Source organism: Neobacillus terrisolis, assembly GCF_051233475.1.
GTDB lineage: Bacteria > Bacillota > Bacilli > Bacillales > Cytobacillaceae > Bacillus_BU.
Genome location: NZ_JBKFGH010000026.1, coordinates 110,250 through 137,245, shown reverse-complemented (window position 1 = coordinate 137,245; position 26,996 = coordinate 110,250). Strand labels below are relative to the sequence as shown.

Genomic DNA, 26,996 nt, shown 5'->3' with positions numbered 1-26,996 from the left:
AGGAAAGAATTTCGTGATTAAAAAAACTGATGTAATTGAAAGGTTAAACACATTAATTGGCCAGGAGCTAACTAGCCAAGGGCTTCATGAGGCGTTGTTCTGCGAAGAAAAACATAAAAAAATACTACGCCGCTTCAATGCCGGCACTTACACATATGTTCAGTACAAAATTCAAATAGGTAATAACTCTGATCTGCCATCCTATGTCGACATTACGATACCAGGAAACCCCTACAAATACAGACTCGGATTGGAAGAAAGAGATGGACAAATGATCATCCATTCTGAAGCGAGAATCAATTATTCTATTTAAATCGAGTATGTTACGTTAATCGTACAGGGACCGTTCTTAAACGAAGAAGAGCTGACTTGTTTCTGCAGCGACAGAAATATGTCAGCTCTTTTTATGCTATATGTTCAAGAGCCACTTAGATGAACACCGTAAATTTGGTGAGAGTTTACTCCTCATCCCAGCGGTATTTTTTATTCTTTCGCAGTTTATCGAGACTACAATTCATGCAAAGTCCGTTATGACAACATATCACCTCGCCACATTTTGGACAGCGCCACCTCTCCTCTTCTTTTTCAAGGAACCTCTCCATTCCATTTTCTATAAGGAATTCAAGGTTTTCGATCATGCTCATATGGTACTTAGTGCAATATCGTTGATTGAGTGCTTTCAACCTTTTACATGGGAAATCTACGCACTCATAGCAAAAACGAACCAGTCCTTTTCCCAGCAAATCACATTGTTTTTTCATGTAGGTGCAATTTTTTCGGCGTGGCAGGCAGCCGGGGCAGTATGACTTTCTAAATCCCTGCTTCTTGAGATCGTATTTCATCGCCAGATAACTGACACATATTCCACAGTTCATCCCACAGGGTGCAATAAGTTTAGCTTCCATATCGGTATCCCCTCAACCGGAATCATCATTTGTTCGTATATCAAAGTTTTTTCTTAATTTTTTTCCTAGATCTAACTCTGATTGAAATTAATACCTTGATGTCATTAATCGTTTCTTTATTTTTAACCTCAATCATCAGCCAGCGTCCACCAGCAGAAAATGCCGTTTTTCGGTACAATTCCTTCAGATAAGGCGTAAATATGTCCGCCTCCAACATCCTTTCCGTCTCTTCCTCCTCTTTCGCTCCGACTACGATTAAAGCAATAAAAAAGCCTTTCATTGGATAGAGCGTACATAGGGACTTACCACTCTTCTTGTATTTTATATTCCAACCCGGTTGTGCGGAGCATTTGCTATAAGACATCTCGGGTTTGATCTGATATTCTTCTTCGATATATGAGGTGAGTTCATACCAGGTCGATTGAGCCTCTCCAAGAAAATGCCTTATATCTTCCATTGAAGGCCTGTCGTTAACATTAAAAAGTTCACTCCATTTCATACGCCATCCTCCCTTTTCATATTAGACCTTGTAAAAACAACAAAAGCTTGTCCCTCCATTTCCTCGCTAAATGAGGTACAAGACCTAGTAAGCAAAGAATTAGAAGTGACAAGCTGCACCATCATTATTGATTTAATTATAAAACAACAGGGACGGTTCTGTCGCTTCCTTTTGAAGCAGCAGAACCGTCCCTATGATTACTTATAAAACACCTTGTCAATATTGTATTTTGATTTTAGTTCATTAATAATATGCGTTTCGTAAATTTCTCTATGTACGGGGTCTTCCACGAAACAAACCCGGATTTTAAAGACTTCATCACGATGCGTTTTGATCGGGGAAACATTATCCTCAAAATGCCTTTTAATTCTTTGTCTCAGTTTTCTTGCTTTTCCAACAAACAGAAGCTCCTGTTCCTTGTTATAAAACATAAAGATACCGCCCTTATCTCTAGGGATAAGATGGAAATCAGTAAATCCATAAATATTACTAGTTTCGGGATCGTTCTGTTTGGTAATCGTTACATCTGGTTTTGGTATGGTTATGTTAATCACTTGGTTACACTTCCTTCTTTAATTACTCTATACATCTTACCATAAAATGATACAACTTATCGAAACCCATCAAGATAAGGTTTTACTATTTCTGCGAGAATTATTAACAAAATATTCATTCTATTATTCCCGTTCGACCTTTCTTTTTTTATAAAATAGACATAGAGTTTCAAAAATATGAAAGGATGTGGACTATGCCATATAAATCTCGTGTTGAATCTACTGAATTACAAATTCTTAGGTGCTTAAACACTCGAATGAACTTATCTGAAAAAGACAAGCAGCACTATTTCAACCTTCAAAAGGGCTATGAAGGGGAGATAATGTTTGATGCTTTGACAGAGAAACTTCTACAATGTGAATGCCTAATATTAAATGATTTGCTTTTAAAAATGAATAACACAACGTTCCAAATCGACACTCTTATTATCTTTTCTGAAACGATTTTCTTTTATGAAGTAAAAAATCACGAAGGAGATTATTATTACGAAACAGATCGATTTTATAAGAAACCCAAATCTGAGATGAATAATCCACTAACGCAAATATCCCGAAGCGAATCCTTGTTACGCCAACTACTACAAAATCTTGGATTCAATTACCCCATTGATGCTTCGGTCGTCTTTATCAACCCCGAGTTCACCTTATATCAAGCACCTCTCAACAAGCCGTTAATATTCCCAACACAAGTTACTCGATACTTGAAAAAACTGAACACAGTCCCATCAAAATTAAATGGAAAACATAAGTTGTTAGCTGACAAATTAATTTCACTGCATATTGAAGACTCTCCTTATAAACAATTACCACAATATAATTATGGGCAAGTCCGAAAAGGGATGACTTGTGGTATTTGCAACTCATTTTCGATTTCTGTCCAGGGGAGGAAATGTGTTTGTAATGACTGCGGGTATGAAGAATTCGTTTCTGCTGCCGTCATGCGGAATGTAAAGGAAATAAAGCTTCTTTTTCCCAATCTAAAAATTACTACAAATCTTATTCACGATTGGTGTAAAGTGATTAAATCTAAAAAAAGAATAAAACGGATCCTCGAAAAAAATTTAAGAATTGTTGGAGTACATCGATGGGCTTATTTTGAATAGACTAGTTTTAGGATTGCCAAAAAACAACAAACTTCATATCCTTCATAGATTACTATGAAGGATTTTTTTGCGCCTTTTTCTGGATTTTGTCCTTCATATCACTTATGAAGGACTTTTCCCTTGTACTCCGCCTTCATTTTGTCCTTGATAACCCTTCTTAAGGACATTTCACTGGTGCTCACTCTCCTTTTTGTCCTTGAGACACTTTCTCTTGGACATTTTACTAGTGCTTCCACTCCTTTTTGTCCTTGAGACACTTTCTCTTGGACATCTCCACGGCTCTCACTCTCCTTTTTGTCCTTGACACCCCTTCTCTGGGACATTTCCATAGCTTCCTCACGCCTTTTTGTCCTTGATACCCTCTCTAAAGGACATTTCTATAACTTCCGCACGCCTTTTTGTCCTTGAGACACCCTCTCTAGGACATTTTCACGGATCTCACACGCCTTTTTGTCCTTGAGACACCTTCTCTAGGACATTTCCACGGATCTCACACGCCTTTTTGTCCTTGAGACACCCTCTCTAGGACATTTCTCTGGCTCTCACACGCCTTTTTGTCCTTGAGACACCTTCTCTAGGACATTTTCACGGATCTCACACGCCTTTTTGTCCTTGAGACACCTTCTCTAGGACATTTCCACGGATCTCACACGCCTTTTTGTCCTTGAGACACCCTCTCTAGGACATTTCTCTGGCTCTCACACGCCTTTTTGTCCTTGAGACACCTTCTCTAGGACATTTTCACGGATCTCACACGCCTTTTTGTCCTTGAGACACCTTCTCTAGGACATTTCCACGGATCTCACACGCCTTTTTGTCCTTGAGACACCCTCTCTAGGACATTTCTCTGGCTCTCACACGCCTTTTTGTCCTTGAGACACCTTCTCTAGGACATTTTCACGGATCTCACACGCCTTTTTGTCCTTGAGACACCTTCTCTAGGACATTTCCACGGATCTCACACGCCTTTTTGTCCTTGAGACACCTTCTCTAGGACATTTCCATCACCGCGCCGCTTCTTTTTGTCCTTGACACCCCCTCTCAAGGACATTTCCATACCTTCGCCCCTCCTTTTTGTCCTTCAAATAAACCAATCACTGCTCCAACCTTCATAACTCGTAATCGACAAAAAATCAAAATGAATACAAAAAAAAGAGAACAGGATAAATCATCCCATTCCCTAGCGCGTTCGATACTACCCCCACCGAACCTCAATTTACTAATCACTATATTTCGGCAAACTAATCATCGCCTTAAATAAATCTCCATCTATTTGAATCGTAAATTTGCCTTTTTGTATATCAATCAGACTTTTCGCAATCGATAGACCTAATCCACTGCCTTGACTTGAGCGCGATTCATCTCCTCTTTTAAAGCGCTCCATTAACTCGTCTGCTGAGATATTTAGCTCGTAAGCTGAAATATTTTTGAAGGTAAGAAGGATTTCGTTCTCAAACTCCTCGATATCAATATAAACCCGTGACTCTCTCAGCGCATATTTAAAAATATTGGACAAAAGATTCTCAATCGATCTCCACAATAATTTCCCATCGGCCATCACATATACCTTATCAGAAGGATAATTCAACTTAAAATCTAAATCCAGCGCTTCAATTTTTTCATTCACTTCTCCCAACCCCTGGGTTATTAAAGAAAGAATATCTACCCGTTCAAAGTGAACCGGAATATTTCCACTGGAAGCCTTTGAGGCCTCAAACAAATCATCAGTAAGAACCTTTAATCTTCTCGATTTTTGCTCCAATATTTCGATATATTCGTCAACTTTTTCAGGGTCCTGTTCTTTTTTCAGTAAATCAACATAGGTGATGATCGAGGTTAAAGGGTTTCGAATATCATGTGAAACATTCGTAAGCAGCTCCGTTTTTAGCCGCTCGCTTTTCAGTTCACTATCAACGGCATTTTTCAGCCCATCGGCGATACTGTTTATATTGGCGGCCAACCCGGCGAACTCTCCTTTGCCCTCAACCGTAATACTATGCTGAAGGTTTCCATCCTTTATTCTCTCTACACCTTCTTTGATTGTATTAAATGCCTTTATTTTTCTAAAAGCAAACCAGGCTGCCAGGCCAATTGTTACCGGAAACATGAAGAAGGTTAGTGCAACTAATACCGGATAACCGACTACGATCAGTACTGTCTTTACGCCAACGCTTCCGCTTTTATATACATCCCCAACAAACTTAACCAGCTTATAGAAAATACTGAAAATCAAGGTGTGTTTGATAAACGTCTTATTCTTGAAATGTCTTATGAGTGATAGAATCAGCACAAAGCCAACAGTGGCAATAGGAATCGTAATTGGAATGATCAATTGGTCAATATGTTCAAACACACCCTCTACCATTGCAACCCAAGATGCAATCAGGCAAAGGCAAAGCACTATATTAATATCATTAAATAATTTATCCCCTACATTTAAGTGCAACTCTTCGTCTTTAAATGATTTTCGTCCGATCACCACTACCAGGTATAAAAATGACACGATAAATCCAAGGAAAAATGCGATCAGTAAATAGAAGCTCTCGGTAGCCTGCGCTTTATTTTCCTTCCATTCTTTTACTTTAAGATTTAAAAAGTCATCAGTAAAAGCAACATAAACAACACTGCTTTCCGGATTCAATTCATCTATTCTTTCGGTAATCCGATGCAAATTTTCATTTTCATTAATCTCTTTTGGATAAAACTCACTATTGTATTTCTCAAACAATAAATAAGTAGGATAATTCTTCAGTTGCTCTTTTTCGATCTTCGAACTGTTTGAATAAACATTTACCCCATCACTGGCAAAATACAACGGGTTTTCGTGGTCTTCTAAATTCTGTAACAGTAAATGATATATTTTTAAATCATTCCTAATTAAGTTATCCCTTGCTTGAGTTATCTTTTCTGCATATTCTACTTTAAACGTTTCATAGTTTTTCTCTTCGCCTATTTCAGGGTTATAGCTTTTGGAAGTTACTTTAAACTCTTCAAATAAATTTTCTTCTTCATTTCGTAAGTACTCTTCACTAATCGTCCCGCCATTTAAAATATGTTCCTCATTTTTATATTCACCAATTAACCTTGTTAAGTCGCCAATTATTGTTTCGCTTTCGCGAACATATGAATTGCTTTTAAAATAGTCATCTTCAAAAACGATGCCAAAATCACCATCATTTAATACTTCAACTTCTACAAATTTTTGTATAAGGCCGGTAAAACATAAAATCATAATGATAAAAATGACTAGTTTCGTAATAAACGAGTGGCTATAATTTTTCGACTTTGTACCCAACTCCCCACACCACCTTTAAATACTTTGGTTCCTTTGGATTGATTTCTATTTTTTCTCTGATTTTACGAATATGAACGGTTACGGTATTTTCGGGGCTAAACGACGTTTCATTCCAGACCTTTTCATAAATCTCTTCTATTGAAAATACCTTTCCTGCGTTTGCCGTCAGAAGCTTTAAGATCTTGTATTGAACGGGTGTAAGATGGACCTCATCTCCATCGACGGTTATTACTTTACTTTCATCATCGATGATGAGTCCCCCTGTTTGAAATACATTACTCTTCGTTTCTAGACTTCCAAATGTGATATATCTTCTAAGCTGTGATTTAACCCTTGCTATGAGCTCTAACGGATTGAATGGCTTTGTGATATAGTCGTCTGCGCCTAAATTTAAGCCTAGTATTTTATCGGTATCTTCAGCTTTAGCGGAAAGCATAATCAACGGAATTTTATAGTCCTCCCGAATTTTCGCGGTTGCTCTTATTCCATCCAGCTTAGGCATCATAATATCCATGATGATGAGGTGAATTTCATTTTGTTCAACCACTTCGATAGCTTCTATTCCATTGAAAGCTTTGAAAATTTTGTAGCCTTCACTTTCTAAATAGACACCTATCGCATCTACGATTGCCTTGTCATCATCACATACCAATATGTTCATGCTCGTTCACTCCTGAATATGTATTTGAACATCATCAATCCCTCCTTTTTTTCTCTCTAAGGGAATGATATCAAGCAAATCTTAACAAACACGTTATGCAAATCTTAAGATTTTCTTAGTATTAAAAAAAAGCCAACGTAGGCTCTTATTAGGAAATAAATATACATAAGTAACTATATCAGTTTCCTGTAATTTTACATACACTATTACGAATGCAACTATAAGGAGTGGAAAAATGACTACTAATGTAGTTTCAAATGTTAGATTAGCCTTGGCTCATACGGTACAAGCAATTCGATTTGCCAAGAGTGCATTAAACCTCTTTCAAAAATTGTCCTCTTTTCCCTCGGCCCCTAATCCTATTAAAGAACAATACTACCAGGATACGATTGACCATCTCACCGAAGCTTTCCTTGCCATTAAAGCTTTGCTTTTCGATTCTGAGTATGCCATTGACCCCAGTTATCCCGCCAATCCTTTAGTTCCTCCAATCCAAGACAATCAAGTACTTATAAAACTATCAAACAATCGAGCAGCCCTCGTCCTTGAGCGGACAAACAATGCCATTAACAACATTGACCAAGCTATATTGTTAAGTAGTGAGAATGATAAACTTAGCGGCCAGCTCGTTTTTATTAGATTTGATTTAGTTTCAGCAAGAGATGCACTCGTTGCCGGTTTTAATTCACCCAATTATCAATAGGGACGGTTCTTGTGATTCCAAAAAGGAAGCACAAGAACCGTCCCCTTATTCCACTGAAAATATATCATTTACCACTTTTTCCGAACTTTCATCTGCTAACAGCAGAATATAATCATTTGGCTCAATTACGGTATCTCCTCGCGGAATGATGACTTCATCCTCATTGCGTAAAATGGCGATGAAGACGCATTTTGAAGGAATGTTCAATTCTTTTATCACTTTTTTAACAGCGTTTGATTTTGGATTTACGGTTACTTTAGCAATGGAAAAATTGCCACGATTCAATTTCATCAAAGTCGATATATTTTCCATATCCATTTCTTCCACAACTATTTGGGCCAGTAAATCTGATTGATTGATCGAAACATCCACCCCCATATCACGATTGTAAAGCCACGCATTCCGTGGATTGTTGACACGTGCCACTACCCGGGGGATCCCAAATTCAAACTTGGCGATCGTAGAAGCCACCAGGTTTACTTCGTCACTGCCTGTAACAGCCACTAATACATCCGCAGATTGAATACCTGCAACTTCCAATGTATTGGGATCGGTTCCGCTTCCCAAAATAACGATTTCCTCTGAGAAATCTTTGGTTAATTTTCCAACAAGAAATTCTCGGTTTTCAATAATTTTTATATTTAAACCATTTTCTAATAATAAATAGCCTATATGAGCACCGGCTTGACCTCCACCAATAATAATGACATTCATCGTTTCTCCCCCCTATACTAATCCTAACATTGCCTTTAATTTACTTATGGCACTTGTGACCACTACAATATAAAGGACATCATGTGCTTCTAAAATAGTACCTGATACTGGGATAAACGCCTTATTTCCGCGGGAAATTGTCACTACTTTAATTTCCCCGACACTCCTTAACTCACTTACCGGTCGGCCAATTAACAATGCCGGGGTTTCAATTCTAATCATTTCGACATTCCCATTTTCCGGGACCCAAACACTGTCCAGCTGATTATAACTTAACAGTTCAGTTACTCTTTGAATCCCCCACACGATTGGGGAAATGGTTTGGATCCCAAAGCTTTGATAAATATCTGCTTTCCTTGGATCATATATACGGGCAATAACACGCGGGACTCGATATTCGTTTTTAGCAATACGTGCAAGTAACGCATTCGTCTCATCATTATCTGTAGAGGTAATAACCGCATCTGCCATTCTGATATTTGCCGCTTCTAACACTTTCTTATCAATTCCGAATCCGACTATCGTTTGACCATGAAAAACATTGGGTAATTTCTTAAATGCATCCTCTTGACGATCTATTATCGTTACCTCATGCCCTTTGGCTTGCAAATTGATGGCCAGCCCTGCGCTCATATGACTACACCCAATAATAATAGCCTTCATTTCTTTCACCCTTTTCCATTTTTTTAAAGCTTCATATTGTTATGAGCAAACTTTCTGGAAAAAGCTTTACGTATTTCTTCAATTGCTAGAATAATAGGCGGAATACAGAATAGGAAGAGCCAGCTGCTCACTCCTATAGGTGCGGTTCCAAAAACTTTTTGAAATAAAGGAACATACATAATCATTAATAGAAAAGCGATTTCTAAAATAATCCCAATATTAATGGTGCGATTTTTCCAAAGTCCTTTTCTAAAAACAGATTGGCTTTCAGTACGACAATTCATTACAGCGGCAATTTGGCTAAATACAATGCCGGATAATGTCATCGTGGTAGCGATAATGTAAATTTCGCTGCCTTCTGGAGCCCAGCCTGCTGCTGAATAACCATTGATATAGTTGACAAAGAAGAAGGCAAACATTGACACAATGGATTCTAAAATACCGTACCAAAGAAACGCTTTTAAGATAATTTTTTTATTTAACAAAGGTTCAGTTAAGTTTCTAGGTGGTTTATTCATGATTCCTTTTTCCGGTTCTTCAGCCCCTAAGCCTAATGCAGGAATTAAATCTGTACCAAGATCGATAAATAAAATTTGCATAATCGTAAGCGGTATGGGAATCGCCCCTTTTGAAAATAAGAAGAACGCCGAAGGAACCGCTTCAGGCACATTACTATTTAAAATATACAGTAAGAATTTTCGAATATTATTATAGACAGCACGTCCTTGTTCGACTGCGTGAACAATCGAAGCAAAGTTATCATCGGTAAGAATCATATCGGCTGCCTCTTTTGCAACATCCGTACCCGCAATCCCCATTGCGACTCCAATGTCTGCCCTCTTTAAAGCAGGCGCGTCATTGACTCCATCACCGGTAACCGCTACGATTTCGCCCATTTGTTGTAAATTATCGACGACACGATACTTTTGTTCTGGAGCCACACGGGCAAAAACGATTTCCCCTTTTAAGGCAGTCTTTAATTCTTCATCAGACATATTTTCGAGATCAATACCTGATATAATACGTGGATGTTCACCTTTGACAATGCCAATTCTTTTTGCAATACTTTCAGCAGTCAGGCCATAGTCACCCGTAATCATCACAATCCGAATCCCAGCTTTATGGGCTTCTGCTACAGCATCGGCAACTTCTGGCCGAGGCGGATCCGCCATCACCACTAACCCAATGAAGGTCATCCTTTGTTCAATATTCTCTGGAGAATAAGAACTTAAATTTGCCGGGATATCTTTGTCATCTCTTCCAATATAACGAACCGCAATGGCTAAAACACGCAATCCTAGCCGTGCATACTCATCATTCGCTTCCATTGCACGTTGTTTAACAGCAGCTGTTAATGGAGTGACATCTCCATTTATAAAAACGGTATCGCATAAATTAATTAGCTCTTTTGGAGCCCCTTTTGTATAAGCGACTCGATTTTTTCCGTTAACGGGGTGAGCTAATTGATGAATCGTTGTCATTCTTTTTCTTCTGGAATCAAAATGCAATTCACGAATTCTCGGCAGATCTTTTTGCAGCTGCTCAACACTTATTCCAGCTTTTTCAGCGGCAACCCCTAAACAAGCCTCGGTTGGATCACCCAAAACGGTAAACGCACGGTTTTCTTCATTTGGAGCAACCACTCTGGCATTACTGCAAAGACTTGCAGCCGTTACGATTAATTTTAATGCTGAGTTAGAATCTACTGAAATGACTTGACCATTATCCAATATTTTTCCTTCTGGAGCATATCCAGTACCTGTAACTTCTAGTTCTCTGTCTGGCAACCATATATTGTTCACGGTCATTTCGTTTTGAGTCAACGTTCCCGTTTTATCTGTACAAATAACCGAAGTACACCCCAGTGTCTCAACTGATGAAAGATTTTTAACTAAGGCATTTTTCTTTGCCATTCGTTGAACACCCTGCGCTAATGCCAGTGTAACGGTTGGAGATAATCCCTCCGGAATGAAGGCGACAATCATCCCTAAAGCGAAAATAAACGATTCAGCGATAGGATCCTTTACAAAGAATATAGCCAATAAAAAGAAACAAACACCGAATGTCATGGCAATGATGGAAATTTGTTTCGTCAACCGATTTAGTTCCTTTTGGAGTGGGCTTAATTCATGGATGACATTTTGCGTTAATTTTGCGATTTTTCCAAACTCGGTATCCATACCGGTCTTGATAACAACAGCTTGCCCAGAACCGGTTGAAACAGTACTTCCTGTGAAAATCAAATTGGAAGTTTCAAAGATTGTTAAATCATCGCGGCTGATCGCATCCGAAAACTTTCGAACCGGATTGGATTCACCGGTTAGCGCAGATTGATTAATCTGTAAATCGCTTGACTTAACAAGTCTTGCATCGGCGGATATTTTATCGCCTTCTTCAATCAGCATCACATCCCCGGGAACAAGATCATCTGTAAGAATTTGTTGTTCTTGCCCATCGCGAATAACACGTGCATAGGAAGCGAGCATTTGTTTTAATGCCTCGGTCGCTTTTCCGGCACGATATTCTTGAATAAAACTAAAGACCCCATTTATAAGATTGACACACCAAACAGCAATACCCAACTCTGGCATTCTAGCAATAAATGCAATGGAGCCACTTATCCATAATAGAATCGCCATCATACTCGTAAAGTTGGCTAAGAATTGAATATAAAGCGGTTTCCCTTGTTTCTCTTTAATCGTATTTTTACCATACTGCGCTAATCTTTTATTTGCTTCTTCTGCTGTTAAACCTTCTTCTTTTGTTTGTAAATGTTCAAAGACCTGACCTGGGACCAATTTAGATATGGTTTGCTCTAAATCATGAGACTCTCTTTTTGCATCCATTTTAAAGTTCCCCCATGTTTAAACTTTTTACAACTAGACTGCAAGGTTCATTAGTATTGATCACCTCTTATATATCCATTGAGGTTTTTAAAAAGACCAAATTAACATATAAAAAATAAAAAAGCGTCCGTTTATTACGAAAGCTTTTCTCTTGGTAGCAGCTATTCATCTGAAGAAATAAAATCTAGAAAATATATATCAAGATAATAATACTCCCGTTTTTGAAAAGTGTAAATTTTAAGCAATTAACAGCTATTTATTAATAACAATCGATAATTTATAGCTCACATAATTGCTCAAGTCTGTCAAAAATTCATCTAATATTTCATTGGACGGGAATTTACTTTCGAGAAGATAACAACTATCTCCACTGATTTTGTAGTTATTTATTACGTATTGTTCGTGTTTTTTTATAAACGATAGATAAGGTTGATGATTGGTGCTTTTCGTATAAATATGTATGATTGAGTGGACTGAAAACCCCATTTTCGCTTGATTGACTTTAATAGTATATCCCTCAATAATGCCCTGATCTTCTAATTTCGCAACTCTAGCGGAAGTAGCTTGACCAGTCAAATGTACTTTCTCTCCCAGTTCTTTCATCGTGATACGACTGTTTTCGGAAAGCTCATCTAAGATCCGTATATCGGTATGATCTAACATTTATTCAACTCCTTTCATTAATCAAGTCAAACGACCAAAAGACTTGATTCTATCTATGTAACTGCTAATTGGTCATAGTATAAACTATACGTAGTTCAAAGAAAAGGAGTTATTTAATATGAATATACAACAAATTCGAAACGCTACTGTAGTTGTCCAATATGCAGGAAAAAAGTTTTTAATTGACCCCTTTCTGGCAGATAAGGGGACTTATCCACCTTTCCCTAATTCGTTAAGACAAGATCAAAATAATCCTTTAGTGGGGTTACCCATATCGATTGACAATATTATTTCTAATCTAGATGCTGTCATTGTCACTCATCTGCACTTGGACCATTGGGATGCTGCTGCTAAAGAGGTATTGCCAAAAGATATTAAAATGTTTGTTCAAAACGAAGCGGATGCTGCTGAAATCTTGAAAGCCGGGTTCCAAAACGTTGAAGTATTAACAAAAAGCACCTCTTTTGAAGATATCCAATTAATTAAAACAAAGGGCGAGCACGGCAGAGGAGAAATATTAAAGCTTGCGGGTCAAGTCTGTGGAGTTGTATTCAAACATCGTAATGAGAAAACCTTATATTTTGCTGGAGATACGGTTTGGAATGAAGCTGTTCAGGAAGTAATCGAAACACACAAACCAGAAATCATTGTTGTCAATGGCGGTGAAAATCAATTCCTGGAAGGCGGTTCGCTCGTAATGGGAAAAGATGACATCTATGAAGTGTACAAGGCCGCACCTCATGCAAAAATTATCTCTGTCCATATGGAAGCTGTCAACCACTGGACATTATCCAGAGAAGAATTAAAAAGCTTTATTAGTGAAAAAGGAATTTCCTCTGATATTTTAGTGCCAGATGACGGAGAGTCATACTCATTTTAAGAAAGGCTGTGTTAAAGAACAATGTTGATTTTTGTACGATGTTGATTGGAGCGGAAGGTGCGAGACTCCTGCGGGAACAGCGGGAAAGGTGAGACCCCGCAGGAGCGTAGCGACGAGGAGGCTCACCGCCCGCCCCGCGGAAAGCGAGCACCTGAAGCGGAAATCAACACCCAAGTTTAACAGAGCCTTAAGAAAAAGAACAGACAGAGAAATTTTCTAAAGAGCTCCTACAAAGCTAAGTTAATGAACGGACACAGAGGACCTGATTTTGCAAAATTACCTTTTTTCAAGACTTAAGAGGACATAGGGTACCTTATTTTGCTCAAATAGCCTTTTTTCTATACCTATGAGGACACAGGGTACCTTATTTTCATAAAAACCACTAAAAAATGCCAATTTATGATCAAATAAGGAACCTGATGTCCGCTTAGCCTTTCAAAACAACCCTTTTTGTGAAAATAGCGAACCTGATGTCCGCAACCAAATATGGCAATCCATTTCTATCTGTTCTTGTCCTTTATGAATTTTTCCGTCGTGCTTCCAAAAAGAGCAAACCAGCTAAAGGTCCGCTCTTATGAAAGATCATCGTCCGAAAATGGTTCTTTAATCTCAATAAATTCCGGTGAAGTATGAGTAGCCATAATTCCGTGATAACTAATATCCAGGCCAACTTCTTCTTCTTCCTCTGTCGAACGGATTGGCACCCAAATATTAATGAGTTTTAAACTAATCCATGTTAACCCAAAGCCCCAAGCACATAATACGACTAGGGCGATTACTTGAATCATTAATAAATGCCAGCCACCATCTGTAAAGAGACCACCTTCCGTTGCAAAAAGTCCAACAGCGACTGTACCCCAAACGCCAGAAATAGCGTGAACAGGAAATGCTCCAACGGGATCATCTATTCCCCTAGCCTCCAGCCAGTTAGTCGCAGCCATCATCAATAATCCGGCAACGGCTCCGATAAATAACGCCGACAAATCACTCACATATGCACATCCCGCTGTTATGCCGACTAGCCCTGCCAGTGAACCATTTATCACAGATGGCGCATCTGACCGACCGTAGCGAAACAGGGTGTAAAACATAGTTACAGCTCCACCCGCTGCAGCTGAAAGCATGGTGACAATCGCAATATGACCAATTCGAACATCGGTTGCAGCCAAAGTACTGCCCGCATTAAAACCAAACCAGCCAAACCATAATAAAAATGCGCCAACGGATGCGAGCGGAAGATTACTCGGCAAGGCAACCGAACTCGTTCCGACGGATGAAAACTTCCCTGTCCTCGGACCTATTAGAATTGCTGCAGCTAATGCGGCAAATCCACCCAACGCATGGATGACCGCTGAACCGGCAAAATCCTTCATGCCTAATTCAGCTAACCAACCTCCACCCCATACCCAATGGCCGGCAATCGGATAAATAAAGGCTGTCATGATTACCGCATAAAGAAGATAGGCACGAAAATTCACCCTTTCTGCTACTGCGCCAGAAACGATTGAAATAACGGCAATTACAAAGGCACCCTGAAAAAGCCAATAAGTGTCCAGTGAAATCGTAAGGTCTATATGTGATAAATCACCAGTCATAAAGAAGCCATTTGTACCAAATAAGCCTAATAGATCAGCGCCGTACATAAGACCAAACCCTAAAATAAAATAACTAAGAGTCCCGATTATAATGTCCGCAAAAACCTTCATGATGATATTTACACTATTTTTCTTACGAACAAATCCAGCCTCTAATAGAGCAAAACCGCCCTCCATTAAGATAATCATCGCAGCTGTTAATACGACCCAAATGGTATCCATTCCGGACTGCAAAGCTTCAATATTCACTTTAACGAACCTCCGCTTCCTTCCAAGCTTTTATTTCCTCCATCAAAAGCCCGGAGAGGAATATTTCGCTTTTACTTGGCTCTGAATGGACTAAAGAAATCAGTTTATCTACTAAAACAATACTTTGTTTGATTTTTTCAATACTTTTAAATCGATCTTTCACGTACACCATATATTCAACGGCTTGATGATGACTCGGTGCGCGGCTAGTAAACAACTTTTTTATAGGAGACAACGAACGATACATGGCATCTTCTAATCTTCTTTTTTCTTCATATTTAATTATTTTTTCCTTAATCATTCGAATTTCTTCTTCTTTATTCTTCTTGATGCAATCTAATGCATCTAGAAGCTCATCCGAATTAATTTGAAAAATATTGAATTCATTCACTTCATCAATTAAAATCATGTTAATTCTCCTAACATAACCACGTAACTTCTTCTATCATTATATGGATAAGCACCTAAGGAGTCAATATTTTATAAATATTTTGTTAGAATACTACTTTTTATTATAAATCATCTAATTTAAAGACCACTAATTCCTAGTAGCGGATTTTTTTCTTGCCGTTTTGAGGGAATTTAACTTGTTTTAGGTGGAGGCTAATTTGTCAAAGTAATTTTCGGTTTTTTTAAACAGAAAAGAGCAGGAACTTTTGAATAGATCCTGCTCTATTTATGTCTTATGGGGGATTAGTACCCTCTATTTTCGTTTTATCATGATTTTAGGGCACTAATTGGAGGATTAGTTCCCTCTTTTTTAATTTCACCATGATTTTAGGGCACTTACAGGGCAAGCGGCCCCCTCTTTTGTCCTCATGTTAAACTCTGAGAGATCTTCAATTTTGTTGATTATCTCGAAATCAAGATAATTAACAAAAAGAAAAGCAACCATTCTGCAAGTGGACAAAAGAGATAGTTCCTCTGCGCCCTTTCTCAGACACCCCATTGTCTCATGACTTGTTTTTCTGCTAAAAGTTTTATCTCTTCGCAGCTCACTTCCTTATTTGTAATAACGTTAGTTTGATAATTTTTATTCTTATATTTAACCGTTACGATGACTTCTATCATTGCGACCTGCCTCCTTTCAAAAATATTCTGCATTAGCGGCAATGGTTAATTTACGATTCTTTGTGATCCAGGCATAAATATTGTGCGAAGGCTGCGCGGGAGAAAACTGCGAATTTCTTCTTCGTTATAGCCAACCTGTAATCTTTTTTGGTCCTGGATGATAGGGCGGCGCAGCATTTTTGGATTATTAATTAATAGTTGATACAACTGATGAAGCGGAAGGGTATCAATATTAATATTTAATTGTTGATATGTTTTTGAATTGGTTGAAATGATTTCATCCGTTCCCTCTTCAGTCAATTGAAGAATCGATTTTATTTCACTCTCGGTAAGCGGCTCAGATAAAATGTTTCTTTCGATATAGTCAATTTGATGCTCCTCAAGCCACGCTTTCGCCTTCCGGCACGAAGTACAGCTTGGTGTAGTATATAGATTTACCATTTTGCAACACTCCTTAATGAAGTTGGATTAGTTTGCTTTTTATATAGTATTAATCATTCAGTGAAATGTAACTAAAAAATATACAGTTAGCAGTCAATACAACCTTTTGTATCGACCTTGCCTAATCAGAACTTTTAATTCGATCTAGAACATGCCTAATCGTGATTTGATTTAAATATGATTGAAGATGAAACTCTGCTTCATTAAAAATTTCATCCATTACACTCTGCGTATTTGAAGAAATCACACATGTTTGTTCAGGATCACCTGTGCACCAGTTCGGCTTTAAAGCGCCAACCGAAACGGTCAAATATATTTCCGACAATGTTATCTCATCAGGATCCGAGCTTAGTATATAACCTCCGCCAATCCCCTCTTTAGTCTTTACATAACCATTTTTTCGTAACAAACTCATTACCTTCCGAATTCTGGCCGGATTGGTACAAACGTTTTCGGCAATGACTTCACTATTTGCCATCTGATCAGGTAAGTTTGCTAATAAAACCAGACTATGCAAAGCAATGACAAAATCACTATTCACCCAATAATCAAACCCTTCCTAACGGAACATACTGTAAATATAAAATATACAGTTTAAAAAGTCAATAGGGGACGGTTCTTTTGTGCCTTTTTTTAAAAAAGACACACAAGAACCGTCCCTATGTCATTCCTATGTCATTTTTCTAATTATTTGTTCGTGCTGAGGATAGTCCTTTAGTAACTCTTCCTGCTCAAACAACTCAAAGTCTTCAAAATCAAATCCTGGTGATACCATACAGCCCACCAATGAGAAGGTCTCCTTCTCCATTACTGATGATCCAAAAATTGAATTCTTTGGAACTAACACCTGAGGTACCTCACCCTCTTCAATGTTTAATCCCAGTTTCATTTCTTTGTATTCACCGAATTCATCAATGACGTGAACAGTTAAAGAACTTCCCGCATGATAATACCAAAGTTCATCGGATTTCAATCTATGCAAATGAGATATATCCTCCGATCTTAACAGGAAATAAATGCTCGTATATAACTTGCGTTTTTTTCCAATGCCAACAATTTCACTATCCGAAATGATGGAATTCGACTCATATGTACTTTTATAAAATCCCCCCTCTGGATGAGGAGTTAAACCAAGGTGATGGATCCAATATTCTGCATTCTTATTATTCATGACAATGTCCCTTCGGGTATATATATGTAAGTAAACAAGAAACCAAACCGCTAACCTAACATTATCTTAGCAAATTGTTTTCAAGGTCACAAAGGGACGGTTCTCTTGTGTTCCTTTTTAAAAAAGGAACACAAGAACCGTCCCCATTATTCCCAACTTTCCATGCCGCCGCTTATGTTATAGATATTTTTAAAGCCATTTTGGGCAAGTAATTTACTAGCTTCTTCTGATGTTTTTCCAGTTTTGCAAATGATTAAATAGGTGGTCTCTTTGTCCAACTCTGCTTGTTTGGCTTCTAGGTCTTTGAGTGGGATGTTCTGAGCATTTGGTAAATGGGCTTCAGCATATAATTCCGGGCTTCGAACATCTATTATTTGTACTTCGCTACTCGCGATCATTTTCTTCGCTTCTTCAGAATTTATTGTTTTGAAATCCGCATCAGCAGTTGACTTTTCCTTTTCTTCTGCATCCGTTTTCGGTTTGTATTCTCCACCGCTGGAAATTTTCACGTTACCTTTATCAGACGTTTCTGCTTTGTTTTCTCCTGGTGCACATCCGCTTAATAAAAGAATAGCGATGAATAATATAGTTAATCTTTTCATGTAACTCGCCTCCTATTTTACTATTTTAACAAACGATTTCTTTTCAATATTTTAAATTTATGTGTCAGCTTTAAGCGGCCGCATTGCTCCTTAATGGTCTAGGGTTGATATTTTTCACAATAATTGGAAAGTTATTGATATATTTTTATTTTTACAGATAAAATGAGTTTTTTCTTGATATATTTATTTTTTTACAGATATAATCCTTATTTTTCTCGATATATTCGAATTCTTACAGATAAAATAATTTCTATCATGTTTTATGTAGAAAAAAACGCCTCTGAACTAATTCAAAAGCGGTCCGTACTAAATAACGCATACTCATTTCAGATTTAAAGCTTAAATTCTCCCAATATACTTTGGGTCTCTTATAATTCCCGATTGTCCTGGTACCCAATTAGCTGGGGCGCCCTCCCCTGTCCTTCTGCTATATTGAATTGCTTGAATGACCCTCAAAATTTCATAAATATTTCGACCAACTTCTGGGGGATTTATAAATCTGGAAACAATCATTCCTTCCGGGTCGATGATGATGGTCGCTCTGAACGTAGCTCCCGTTTTCTCATTTAGGACTCGATACGCCTTACTAATTTTATGTGTTCGGTCACTTACTAACGGAAACCGAACCTTTGAAGCAGAAGGAGAAACTTCAGTAAAAACTTTATGGGCGTAAACACTGTCTGTACTTATCGCAAGTACTTCCGTATTTATAAGCTTCAGCTGATCATAAATAGCAGCGACCGCTGCCAATTCGGTCGGTCAAACAAAAGTGAAATCACTTGCATAAAAAAATAAGACAACCCATTGCCCACGATAGTTTTCTAGACGAACCTCTTTTATTTTCTTCTCCACATTGTCGTATGCATCAGTTATAAATAACGGTGCTGTATCCATAGTTTGCGCACAAAACGGAGATACACAGTCTTGTAAAACATCCTTTTGCCTTTTTAATTCCACTTTCCCACCTCAATTCATTCCATCTGTAAGATGATGAGCCTTTTTCCATTCATCATTTCAATAGCTAGTGTATGTCTGTACATTTGTCCCATTGAGCCTATTTCATAATCCTTTTATATAAAAATTATTAAGACCAATATTCAAATTACCCTTGACGAAAACTTCACAATTTTTATATAATTCTACTAAATCTTACATAAAATGTAGCACAAAATGGGGAGCACCACCGAAAGGGTGTCTACTTCGTTTTGTGCTTTTTTTGTGGAAAAATTGATGCATGGGGACGGTTCTTGTGCTTCAAAAAGAAGCACAAGAACCGTCCCCATGACACCCATGTAGGAAGGAGAGAAAAAAAGATGAAGGTAAATGGTGCTTTTATTGCATTAGAGGAAGAACAAACTCTATATGATTTTTTAAGTCTACAAAAATATGATTTAACTACGATCGCCGTTGAGCGTAATGGTGAAATTGTTCCGAAACCGACGTATAAGGATGTTTTCCTCAATAATGAAGACACTTTGGAAATTGTTCGATTTGTGGGAGGTGGTTGATCGATGAAAATAACTGTGAATGGGAAAGAAATCGAGCTAGCTTGTCAAACAGCCTTTGAGGCTCGAGATCAGCTGGGAAATCCAACGGATATTGTGATTTTGAATGGTTTTCAAATTGATAAAGACTGCACACTTAACGAATATGACGTTCTTTCCATCATCCAAAAAGGCGTTATGCCAAAACAAGAAGAATTGGAAAGCATGATGATGGCGAGGCATACCCCGCACGTCCATCAAAAAGTTAAAAAAGGACGTGTAGCCATTGCCGGTTTAGGCGGCCTAGGCTCGAACATTGCGATTATGCTGGCGCGTATCGGTGTTGGTGAGATGCTCCTGGTTGATTTTGATATTGTCGAGCCTAGTAATCTGAATCGGCAGAGCTATTACATAAGTCATCTAGGTATGCCCAAAACGGCTGCTCTTAAGAAGCAAATCGAGGAAATTAACCCTTTTATAAAAATAAACACGAAGACGGTCAAAATAACCGAGGAAAACATTAAAGAACTTTTTAGTGAGTATGACATTATTTGTGAAGCATTCGATAAACCGAATCAAAAATCAATGCTGGTTAATACCGCATTAGAGCAGCTTCCTGAAGTTAAAATTGTCTCGGCATCCGGGATGGCAGGCTTTGACAGCTCCAATCTAATCAAAACAATAAGACCAATGAAGCGTTTGTATTTATGCGGTGACTTGGAAAATGGCGCAAGAGTCGGAAAAGGATTAATGGCCCCACGAGTCCAGATTTGTGCAGGCCATCAGGCAAATATGATTCTGCGCTTATTGGTAGGACAAGAAGATATATAGAGAGGATTTTGGAAAAATGAATGATAAGTTAATCATTGGTGGACATGAGTTTCAATCGAGATTTATTTTAGGATCTGGAAAATTTTCATTAGAGATGATGCAAGCTGTTATCGAGCATGGTGAAGCGGAAATGGTAACCCTCGCCCTTCGTCGAGCCAACGCAGGTGGAGAAGAAAATATATTGGAGTACATACCGAAGAACATTACCTTGTTACCAAACACTTCTGGGGCGCGGAATGCCGAAGAAGCAGTAAGAATCGCACGTTTATCCAGAGAGCTTGGCTGTGGTGATTTTATCAAACTTGAAGTAATTAGTGATTCAAAATACTTACTGCCGGATAACTACGAGACTGTCAAAGCGACAGAAATCCTTGCCAAAGAGGGCTTTGTGGTTATGCCTTATATGTATCCTGATTTATATGCAGCAAGAGATTTAGTCAATGCTGGTGCTGCTGCGGTTATGCCTTTAGGTGCGCCGATTGGCAGCAACAAAGGGCTTTCTACGAAAGATTTCATTCAAGTGTTAGTGGACGAAATAAAACTGCCGATTATCGTTGATGCCGGTATCGGGCGTCCTTCCCAGGCATGTGAAGCAATGGAGATGGGGGTAGATGCGGTTATGTGTAATACGGCCATTGCAACGGCCAATAACGTTGCTTTAATGGCGAAAGCCTTCAAAAATGCGATTGAAGCCGGACGTGCAGCCTATCTTGCAGGCTTAGGACGAGTATTACACTTTAAAGCTGAAGCATCCAGCCCCTTGACAGGTTTCTTGGAGGATTAAATCATGAGAAGAAAACGGACCGATCATATGCAATATTTAGACGGGATGGAAATCATCGAGTCTGATTTTATGGAAAAAGTGTTGGCAGCTGCGGAAAATTATCATTATAACCAATATACAAGTCGCGATGTGGAAAAAGCTTTAAATAAAGAGAATATTTCGCTCGAGGATTATGCCGCCCTTCTCTCTCCTGCTGGGCTTCCTTATTTAGAGGATATGGCACGAAAAGCAATGTCCGAAACGAGAAAGCATTTCGGAAATTCGATTAGCCTCTTTACTCCGTTATACATTGCTAATTATTGTGAAAACGAATGTACGTATTGTGGGTTTGCAGCTACCAATAAAATCAAACGGGGCAATCTTTCAATGCAAGAAGCGGAAGCGGAACTGAAAGCCATTGCGGCAACGGGTTTGAAGGAAATTCTCTTGCTTACCGGGGAATCTCGTCATAAATCTCCAGTGAATTATATTGGCGAAACCGTAAAATTGGCTTCAAAATACTTTTCAACCGTTGGAATTGAAATTTACCCATTGAACACGGATGAATATGCCTTTTTACATGAGTGTGGAGCCGATTTTGTATCTGTTTATCAGGAAACCTATAATCCGGACATGTATGAAAAGGTGCATTTATGGGGTTCTAAACGAATTTTCCCATACCGCTTTCATGCCCAGGAGCGTGCTTTGCGCGGTGGAATGCGCGGAGTAGCCTTTGGTGCATTGCTCGGCTTGGATGATTTTCGCAAGGATGCTTTTGCGACGGGAGTCCACGCAACGTTAATCCAGCAAAAATATCCGCATGCCGAGATTTCTTTCTCCACCCCACGTTTGCGGCCTTATAAAAATAATGCGGATAACAATCCTAAGGATGTTCATGAAAAACAGCTTTTGCAGGTTATGCTTGCCTATCGTCTATTAATGCCGTTTGCCGGAATCACCATTTCAACGAGAGAACGAGCCGGCTTCCGCGACAATGTAATCGGTTTGGCTGCTACGAAAATGTCCGCAGGGGTCAATGTTGGCGTCGGCGGCCATGACGAAGAGCAAAAAGGCGATGAACAGTTCGAGATTTCTGATGAACGGAGCGTAAACGAAGTTCACGAGATGATTGTTAGCAAAGGATTGCAACCTGTTTATACGGATTATATTAGAGTTTAGGAGAACAGTGATGCTCATTCTAGTTACGAATCGAACGCTTTGTAAAGGTGATTTTTTGCAACGGATTCAGCAATTAGCCAAGGGTAAACCACATGCGATCATGCTGAGAGAAAAAGATTTAAGCCTGGATAAATACGAGGCTTTGGCAAAAAAAGTTATGGCAATCTGTCAAGCAAATGGAGTTTCGCTTATTATTAATCAAAATATCTCGGTTGCGGTAAATATGAAACTGCCAAACATTCATTTATCGATGCCTGACTTTAGGAATTTTAAAAATGAATTATATCCATTTAAGCAAATAGGAGTTTCTATTCATTCGGTTGATGAGGCAATCGAAGCCCAGCAATTAGGGGCTTCCTACCTTATTGCCGGGCATATCTTTTCAACGGATTGCAAAAAGGGAGTCCCGCCAAGAGGCCTCTCATTCCTTGAGGATGTATGTGATTCAGTTACGATTCCAGTATTTGCCATCGGCGGCATTACCAGCAATCGTCTAAAAGATATTGCCAACACAGGTGCTAAGGGTGTCTGTATCATGTCGGAGGCGATGACTTGCCTAAATCCGGTTGGGCTTACGAACCAATATTTGGTTTGATCGAGGATCATACAGCTATCTAGTTAAATCGATTCAAATAGTTCTGTTTTTATAACAAAAAGCACTGGGGTTGCCCCCAGTGCTCTTTTGTTCATAATAGGACGTTTTGGTCCCATTAAACGCTTGGAACGTTCGGGACAAACTATAATCCATAAGAAGTTGTTACAGCTATGCTCCATACAATAAAAACAAATGACGTTGTTAACCAAAATGTGTTTTTAATGGTAGGCTGGTTATTTTTTATTTTCTTTAAAATTTCTACAAGATTAATACAGAAAATGATAGCTAAAAAAGGCATTAAATATATACTTATGAACGGAAATATCATCATTTACACACCCACATCCTCCAAGGTAGTTTAATTTTTATCTCAATAAATTAAATATTCTATTTGAGTACCTGCATCTGTTATTAGAGAATATTATTTTTTTAAAAATACTTCATTTATAGGAAAAATTAACATCCAAATCAGTTAGTCCCATTTTTTTTTGACCTTAAAGTCCTTTATTACTGTGAATAATACACCTAAACCAATCACAACAAAAAATAATCCCAAGCTAAAAGTATGGTTAGGGATATTCCAAATCTCCGAAGGTGTTAAATTAATAAGAGCTTCCATTTCACGTACTGTGCCATTGAAAGCTGAAAAAATTAGCACCTTTTCTAAACCACTTAACCCTATTAAAATAGTCCCTGAAATGAAAAACGCAACACCAAAAAGTTTCAAGATTTCCACTCCTTTTGATATGTAGCTTAATTTCCATATTCTATTCACTATTCCCTATTAAACTCTATGGATGGAAAAAAAAGAAACCGATATAAACAATAGCAATATAAATAGCTGCTATTAAGGATACCAATGAAAAAAAGATAGATATTACAGTTAACCACGGTAAGGTTAATCGTTTCTTTAAAAAGGCACATAGTAAAATTATAGATATAAGAGCTAGTATACCTGCACATACAAAACTAGCTGGTCCTAGAAATGCTGGTACAGTTGAAAAAACAATAATTGCTGACACAAAACAAATAAGACTTGTTAGTAACATAGTGTTTATTTTCACAACAAACGCTCCCTAATTATTTCTATTCGTTTCTTCAAAAAAAGCATTCAATTATGTAATGTAAAATCAACAATAAATAGCTCAGCTATAGTTTGATAGCCCAGCCCTTCATATACATGAATAGCCGGCAGATTGTCCGCCAATACACCGAGATAGACATCGGAAGAAAGTCGTTTACCTAATTGTGTCAGTTTGCTGGTCAGCAGCTTAGCCAGCCCTTTTCCTCGATAATCTATTCTAGTAACGATATTCCCAAGCTCTACAAGCTGAGGATCATAGAAATGGAAGCCTCCTACCGCAATAAATTCTCTACCATCCTTAATTCCTAGAAAAGGACAGCGCTCTAACTCACTCCTTGTAAAAAACCTCATTTCTCCTTTTCGTAAAAAATCAATCACCTCGGAAAATTCGTTCTCCTTAACCAATTCTGTTATGTTAGTTTCTAGCAACTTTGATTGATCCTGATGCTTCATCGTTAAAAAACGTTTTGGGGTACCTGCGATTAGACCAAAGGATTGAAAAAGCTGAAGGTCACGATGACAGAGGATTGTTCCGCAAATAGCATTTTTCTCAAGTTGAACAGTCGCTCTTATAAAAGCAATTAGTTCTTGAAAGGAAATTTCCTGATGATGAATGCGGTAAAAAGAAAAGGCCGGAAACGACAGCCCGCTAAAGTATGCTAAGACAGCCGTTAGCTGATTATCTATATATTGACCAATAAATTGAACCTTTTCCTTCCGTTGAGTTAAATAGCTGTAAAAAAGTAGGTGCTGATCCCTATCAATTTGGTGGATTAATTGAATTATTGTATCGCGGGAAAGCAAACGATGTGAAATCATTTTATATACCCTCTCATTAGGATAATATTAGGGACTTTTCTGCCCAAAAAACATTTGAAACATTTCCCTAGCTTATGTTCATGCCAAATTTTAACATATATTCTTCTCGTAACAAGAAATTATCTGTGAAACCTTATTGAACGAACAAGTAAATTAAAAAATCCTGCTAATAACAGAAACGCTCCCTTTCGCTCGATAAAAATTCATATTTCTCCTAAAAATAGTAAATAATAGCTCAGGAGGTGATAATATGGAAAAGGATAAATTAAAACTCACATCTTCCGAAATAGGAACTTTGTGGGGAGAGTATGTAAATGGAACAGCTATTGATATGATAAATAGATATATGTTTTCAATTATTGAAGACGAGTCAATAAAGGCGATTTTTGAGGATGCGATCAACACTTTCGAAAAGCAAAAGCAACAAATCGCTGCTTTTTTGGAGAATGAAAAATTTCCAGTTCCGATTGGGTTTACTAAATCTGACCTTAATAAAGGTGCAAAAAGGTTGTTCACGGATATCTTTTGCTTAAATTATTTACACATTATGACATTACACGGTTTACTAGGACACTCCTCTTCATTAGCTGTTTCTGTCAGAGAGGACTTAAGGTTTTTTTATGACAAATGTGAAAATGATGGAAAAAGGATGTATCATCAAACAATCGATTTATTGCTTGAAAAAGGAAGTTTTCAGAGAGACCCTTTATTTTATCCTGCTGAAAACTCTGAATATGTTACCAGCCAAGATTTCTCAGATGGATTTTTCGGAAAGGGAAGAATGTTAGCAGCGACTGAAATCATAAGTATTTCTTTCAACCTTAAAAAAAGTATAATGGCAAAAACTCTTTCAATCGCATTCGGTCAAGTCACACAAATAAAAGAAGTAAGAGAATTTTTTGAGAGAGCTGAAAAGAAGGCTGATCAACAAATTAAAGATTTTTCAAAAATTATGCAAACAGATAATTTACCGGTCCCTAAATCGTGGGAGACTGAAGTCACAACTTCTACAGACTCTCCATTTTCCGATAAGTTAATGTTGTATCATACTGGTTTCTTATTCCAAACTGCACAAACATATCATGGGGCAGGTTTAGCAACTGCAATGAGAACAGACCTTGTCGCTACTTACGAAAGCACCATTTTACAAAATCTTATGCTTACTAAAAAGTGGTTAAATATTATGGTGGAAAATAAATGGTTAGAACAACCACCTCTTGCTCCAAATAGAAACGAAATTGCTCAACAAAAATAATAACCAAAGATGTCCTTCCACAATAGGATGGGCATTTTAATTTGTCCAATATATTTCTAATTGAACTAAACTTATCCGTTACTTGAGTAAGAAAAAGCGGTCCTTCCTTATTTGAAGGATTTCTCTTCATTTTTTTATTTCACTCCACCAAAAACCGCAAGTTCCATCCACTTAAAATAACAATCCGAATGCTTAAAACCAATGTCTCTTAGCCAATTTACCTGAATATCTACTCGTTCAAGTTTATTATCCTCCTTATCAGGTCGGTTATAATATTCTTTCGCTACCGCTTGACGGTCCCTGTTATTATGACTAGAAAGATGATCAATAAATAACTCATCATACAACTTTTCTATGTCAGAAGTAGCTGA

The 26,996-nt window shown here is 38.0% G+C and carries 30 protein-coding genes; 10 read left to right on the top strand and 20 right to left on the bottom strand.

Going from position 1 to position 26,996, the window contains the following annotated elements:
* Positions 1-13 precede the first annotated feature (13 nt).
* Positions 14-313, top strand: coding sequence for a hypothetical protein (locus ACI48O_RS16490; RefSeq protein ID WP_435562933.1), 300 nt, complete (start codon positions 14-16; stop codon positions 311-313).
* 145 nt (positions 314-458) lie between these two features.
* On the opposite strand, the gene ACI48O_RS16485 is transcribed toward ACI48O_RS16490, so the two are convergent.
* The 3 genes from ACI48O_RS16485 to ACI48O_RS16475 form a co-directional block, all read right to left on the bottom strand.
* Positions 459-905: a DUF3795 domain-containing protein gene (locus ACI48O_RS16485; RefSeq protein WP_435562932.1), complete on the bottom strand. Its 447-nt coding sequence runs from the start codon at positions 903-905 to the stop codon at positions 459-461.
* A gap of 40 nt (positions 906-945) precedes the next feature.
* Positions 946-1,404, bottom strand: coding sequence for a DUF3788 domain-containing protein (locus tag ACI48O_RS16480; protein WP_435562931.1), 459 nt, complete (start codon positions 1,402-1,404; stop codon positions 946-948).
* Positions 1,405-1,601: 197 nt separating this feature from the next.
* Positions 1,602-1,958 (bottom strand): nucleotide excision repair endonuclease, encoded by a 357-nt coding sequence (locus ACI48O_RS16475; protein WP_435562930.1) that lies wholly within the window; start codon positions 1,956-1,958, stop codon positions 1,602-1,604.
* A gap of 194 nt (positions 1,959-2,152) precedes the next feature.
* Between ACI48O_RS16475 and ACI48O_RS16470 the strand changes: the two genes are divergently transcribed.
* The gene (locus ACI48O_RS16470; protein WP_435562929.1) at positions 2,153-3,061 is read left to right on the top strand and encodes a nuclease-related domain-containing protein; all 909 of its coding nucleotides are present in this window, start codon (positions 2,153-2,155) and stop codon (positions 3,059-3,061) included.
* Positions 3,062-3,159: 98 nt separating this feature from the next.
* Here the strand turns inward: ACI48O_RS16470 and ACI48O_RS16465 are convergent, their stop codons facing one another.
* The 3 genes from ACI48O_RS16465 to ACI48O_RS16455 form a co-directional block, all read right to left on the bottom strand.
* Entirely contained in the window at positions 3,160-3,390 is a 231-nt protein-coding gene (locus tag ACI48O_RS16465; RefSeq protein WP_435562928.1) for a hypothetical protein, read from the bottom strand.
* An 890-nt stretch (positions 3,391-4,280) separates the two neighbouring features.
* Positions 4,281-6,356 (bottom strand): sensor histidine kinase, encoded by a 2,076-nt coding sequence (locus ACI48O_RS16460; RefSeq protein ID WP_435562927.1) that lies wholly within the window; start codon positions 6,354-6,356, stop codon positions 4,281-4,283.
* Positions 6,331-7,017: a response regulator transcription factor gene (locus ACI48O_RS16455; protein WP_435562926.1), complete on the bottom strand. Its 687-nt coding sequence runs from the start codon at positions 7,015-7,017 to the stop codon at positions 6,331-6,333. The genes ACI48O_RS16460 and ACI48O_RS16455 overlap by 26 nt, the downstream gene beginning before the upstream one ends.
* Positions 7,018-7,252: 235 nt before the next feature.
* Here ACI48O_RS16455 and ACI48O_RS16450 point away from each other — a divergent pair, with 235 nt between their 5' ends.
* Complete coding sequence (locus ACI48O_RS16450; protein WP_435562925.1) at positions 7,253-7,720, top strand: hypothetical protein; 468 nt, start codon at positions 7,253-7,255, stop codon at positions 7,718-7,720.
* A 45-nt stretch (positions 7,721-7,765) separates the two neighbouring features.
* Here ACI48O_RS16450 and ACI48O_RS16445 read toward each other — a convergent pair whose 3' ends face one another.
* The 4 genes from ACI48O_RS16445 to ACI48O_RS16430 form a co-directional block, all read right to left on the bottom strand.
* The gene (locus ACI48O_RS16445; RefSeq protein ID WP_435562924.1) at positions 7,766-8,434 is read right to left on the bottom strand and encodes a potassium channel family protein; all 669 of its coding nucleotides are present in this window, start codon (positions 8,432-8,434) and stop codon (positions 7,766-7,768) included.
* Positions 8,435-8,446: 12 nt separating this feature from the next.
* Positions 8,447-9,097 carry a potassium channel family protein gene (locus ACI48O_RS16440; RefSeq protein ID WP_435562923.1) on the bottom strand — a complete coding sequence of 217 codons (651 nt, stop codon included), beginning with the start codon at positions 9,095-9,097 and terminating at the stop codon, positions 8,447-8,449.
* A 23-nt stretch (positions 9,098-9,120) separates the two neighbouring features.
* A complete protein-coding gene (locus ACI48O_RS16435) occupies positions 9,121-11,943 on the bottom strand; it encodes a cation-translocating P-type ATPase (protein WP_435562922.1) in 2,823 nt (940 codons plus the stop codon).
* Positions 11,944-12,195: 252 nt separating this feature from the next.
* Positions 12,196-12,606 carry an Lrp/AsnC family transcriptional regulator gene (locus ACI48O_RS16430; RefSeq protein WP_435562921.1) on the bottom strand — a complete coding sequence of 137 codons (411 nt, stop codon included), beginning with the start codon at positions 12,604-12,606 and terminating at the stop codon, positions 12,196-12,198.
* Positions 12,607-12,724: 118 nt separating this feature from the next.
* On the opposite strand from ACI48O_RS16430, the gene ACI48O_RS16425 reads away from it, so the two are divergent.
* Positions 12,725-13,486 (top strand): MBL fold metallo-hydrolase, encoded by a 762-nt coding sequence (locus ACI48O_RS16425; protein ID WP_435562920.1) that lies wholly within the window; start codon positions 12,725-12,727, stop codon positions 13,484-13,486.
* 572 nt (positions 13,487-14,058) lie between these two features.
* Here the strand turns inward: ACI48O_RS16425 and ACI48O_RS16420 are convergent.
* The 8 genes from ACI48O_RS16420 to ACI48O_RS16385 form a co-directional block, all read right to left on the bottom strand.
* Complete coding sequence (locus ACI48O_RS16420; RefSeq protein ID WP_435562919.1) at positions 14,059-15,330, bottom strand: ammonium transporter; 1,272 nt, start codon at positions 15,328-15,330, stop codon at positions 14,059-14,061.
* 1 nt (position 15,331) lies between these two features.
* Positions 15,332-15,739 (bottom strand): hypothetical protein, encoded by a 408-nt coding sequence (locus ACI48O_RS16415; protein WP_435562918.1) that lies wholly within the window; start codon positions 15,737-15,739, stop codon positions 15,332-15,334.
* 527 nt (positions 15,740-16,266) lie between these two features.
* Positions 16,267-16,401 carry a BA3454 family stress response protein gene (locus ACI48O_RS16410; RefSeq protein WP_435562917.1) on the bottom strand — a complete coding sequence of 45 codons (135 nt, stop codon included), beginning with the start codon at positions 16,399-16,401 and terminating at the stop codon, positions 16,267-16,269.
* 45 nt (positions 16,402-16,446) lie between these two features.
* The gene (spxA, locus tag ACI48O_RS16405) at positions 16,447-16,842 is read right to left on the bottom strand and encodes a transcriptional regulator SpxA (protein WP_435562916.1); all 396 of its coding nucleotides are present in this window, start codon (positions 16,840-16,842) and stop codon (positions 16,447-16,449) included.
* 121 nt (positions 16,843-16,963) lie between these two features.
* Positions 16,964-17,383, bottom strand: coding sequence for an RrF2 family transcriptional regulator (locus ACI48O_RS16400; RefSeq protein ID WP_435562915.1), 420 nt, complete (start codon positions 17,381-17,383; stop codon positions 16,964-16,966).
* Between the two features lie 129 nt (positions 17,384-17,512).
* On the bottom strand, positions 17,513-18,013 hold the full coding sequence (locus ACI48O_RS16395; RefSeq protein ID WP_435562913.1) for a cupin domain-containing protein: 501 nt from the start codon (positions 18,011-18,013) through the stop codon (positions 17,513-17,515).
* A gap of 146 nt (positions 18,014-18,159) precedes the next feature.
* Positions 18,160-18,615 carry a rhodanese-like domain-containing protein gene (locus tag ACI48O_RS16390; protein ID WP_435562912.1) on the bottom strand — a complete coding sequence of 152 codons (456 nt, stop codon included), beginning with the start codon at positions 18,613-18,615 and terminating at the stop codon, positions 18,160-18,162.
* A gap of 339 nt (positions 18,616-18,954) precedes the next feature.
* Positions 18,955-19,509, bottom strand: a complete 555-nt coding sequence (locus tag ACI48O_RS16385; protein WP_435562952.1) for a peroxiredoxin — start codon at positions 19,507-19,509, stop codon at positions 18,955-18,957.
* 419 nt (positions 19,510-19,928) lie between these two features.
* Here ACI48O_RS16385 and thiS point away from each other — a divergent pair, with 419 nt between their 5' ends.
* The 5 genes from thiS to ACI48O_RS16360 are packed head-to-tail and all read left to right on the top strand — an operon-like array spanning position 19,929 to position 23,467.
* Positions 19,929-20,123 carry a sulfur carrier protein ThiS gene (gene thiS / locus ACI48O_RS16380; protein ID WP_435562911.1) on the top strand — a complete coding sequence of 65 codons (195 nt, stop codon included), beginning with the start codon at positions 19,929-19,931 and terminating at the stop codon, positions 20,121-20,123.
* 3 nt (positions 20,124-20,126) lie between these two features.
* Positions 20,127-20,930 (top strand): sulfur carrier protein ThiS adenylyltransferase ThiF, encoded by an 804-nt coding sequence (thiF, locus tag ACI48O_RS16375; RefSeq protein ID WP_435562910.1) that lies wholly within the window; start codon positions 20,127-20,129, stop codon positions 20,928-20,930.
* A gap of 16 nt (positions 20,931-20,946) precedes the next feature.
* The gene (locus tag ACI48O_RS16370; RefSeq protein ID WP_435562909.1) at positions 20,947-21,714 is read left to right on the top strand and encodes a thiazole synthase; all 768 of its coding nucleotides are present in this window, start codon (positions 20,947-20,949) and stop codon (positions 21,712-21,714) included.
* Positions 21,715-21,717: 3 nt separating this feature from the next.
* Positions 21,718-22,872, top strand: coding sequence for a 2-iminoacetate synthase ThiH (thiH, locus tag ACI48O_RS16365; protein WP_435562908.1), 1,155 nt, complete (start codon positions 21,718-21,720; stop codon positions 22,870-22,872).
* Between the two features lie 10 nt (positions 22,873-22,882).
* Entirely contained in the window at positions 22,883-23,467 is a 585-nt protein-coding gene (locus ACI48O_RS16360) for a thiamine phosphate synthase (protein WP_435562907.1), read from the top strand.
* 472 nt (positions 23,468-23,939) lie between these two features.
* Here ACI48O_RS16360 and ACI48O_RS16355 read toward each other — a convergent pair whose 3' ends face one another.
* Positions 23,940-24,194, bottom strand: a complete 255-nt coding sequence (locus tag ACI48O_RS16355) for a hypothetical protein (protein WP_435562906.1) — start codon at positions 24,192-24,194, stop codon at positions 23,940-23,942.
* 384 nt (positions 24,195-24,578) lie between these two features.
* Positions 24,579-25,370, bottom strand: coding sequence for a GNAT family N-acetyltransferase (locus tag ACI48O_RS16350; protein ID WP_435562905.1), 792 nt, complete (start codon positions 25,368-25,370; stop codon positions 24,579-24,581).
* Positions 25,371-25,620: 250 nt separating this feature from the next.
* Here ACI48O_RS16350 and ACI48O_RS16345 point away from each other — a divergent pair, with 250 nt between their 5' ends.
* Positions 25,621-26,625 (top strand): DUF3231 family protein, encoded by a 1,005-nt coding sequence (locus ACI48O_RS16345; protein ID WP_435562904.1) that lies wholly within the window; start codon positions 25,621-25,623, stop codon positions 26,623-26,625.
* Positions 26,626-26,996: the final 371 nt, after the last annotated feature.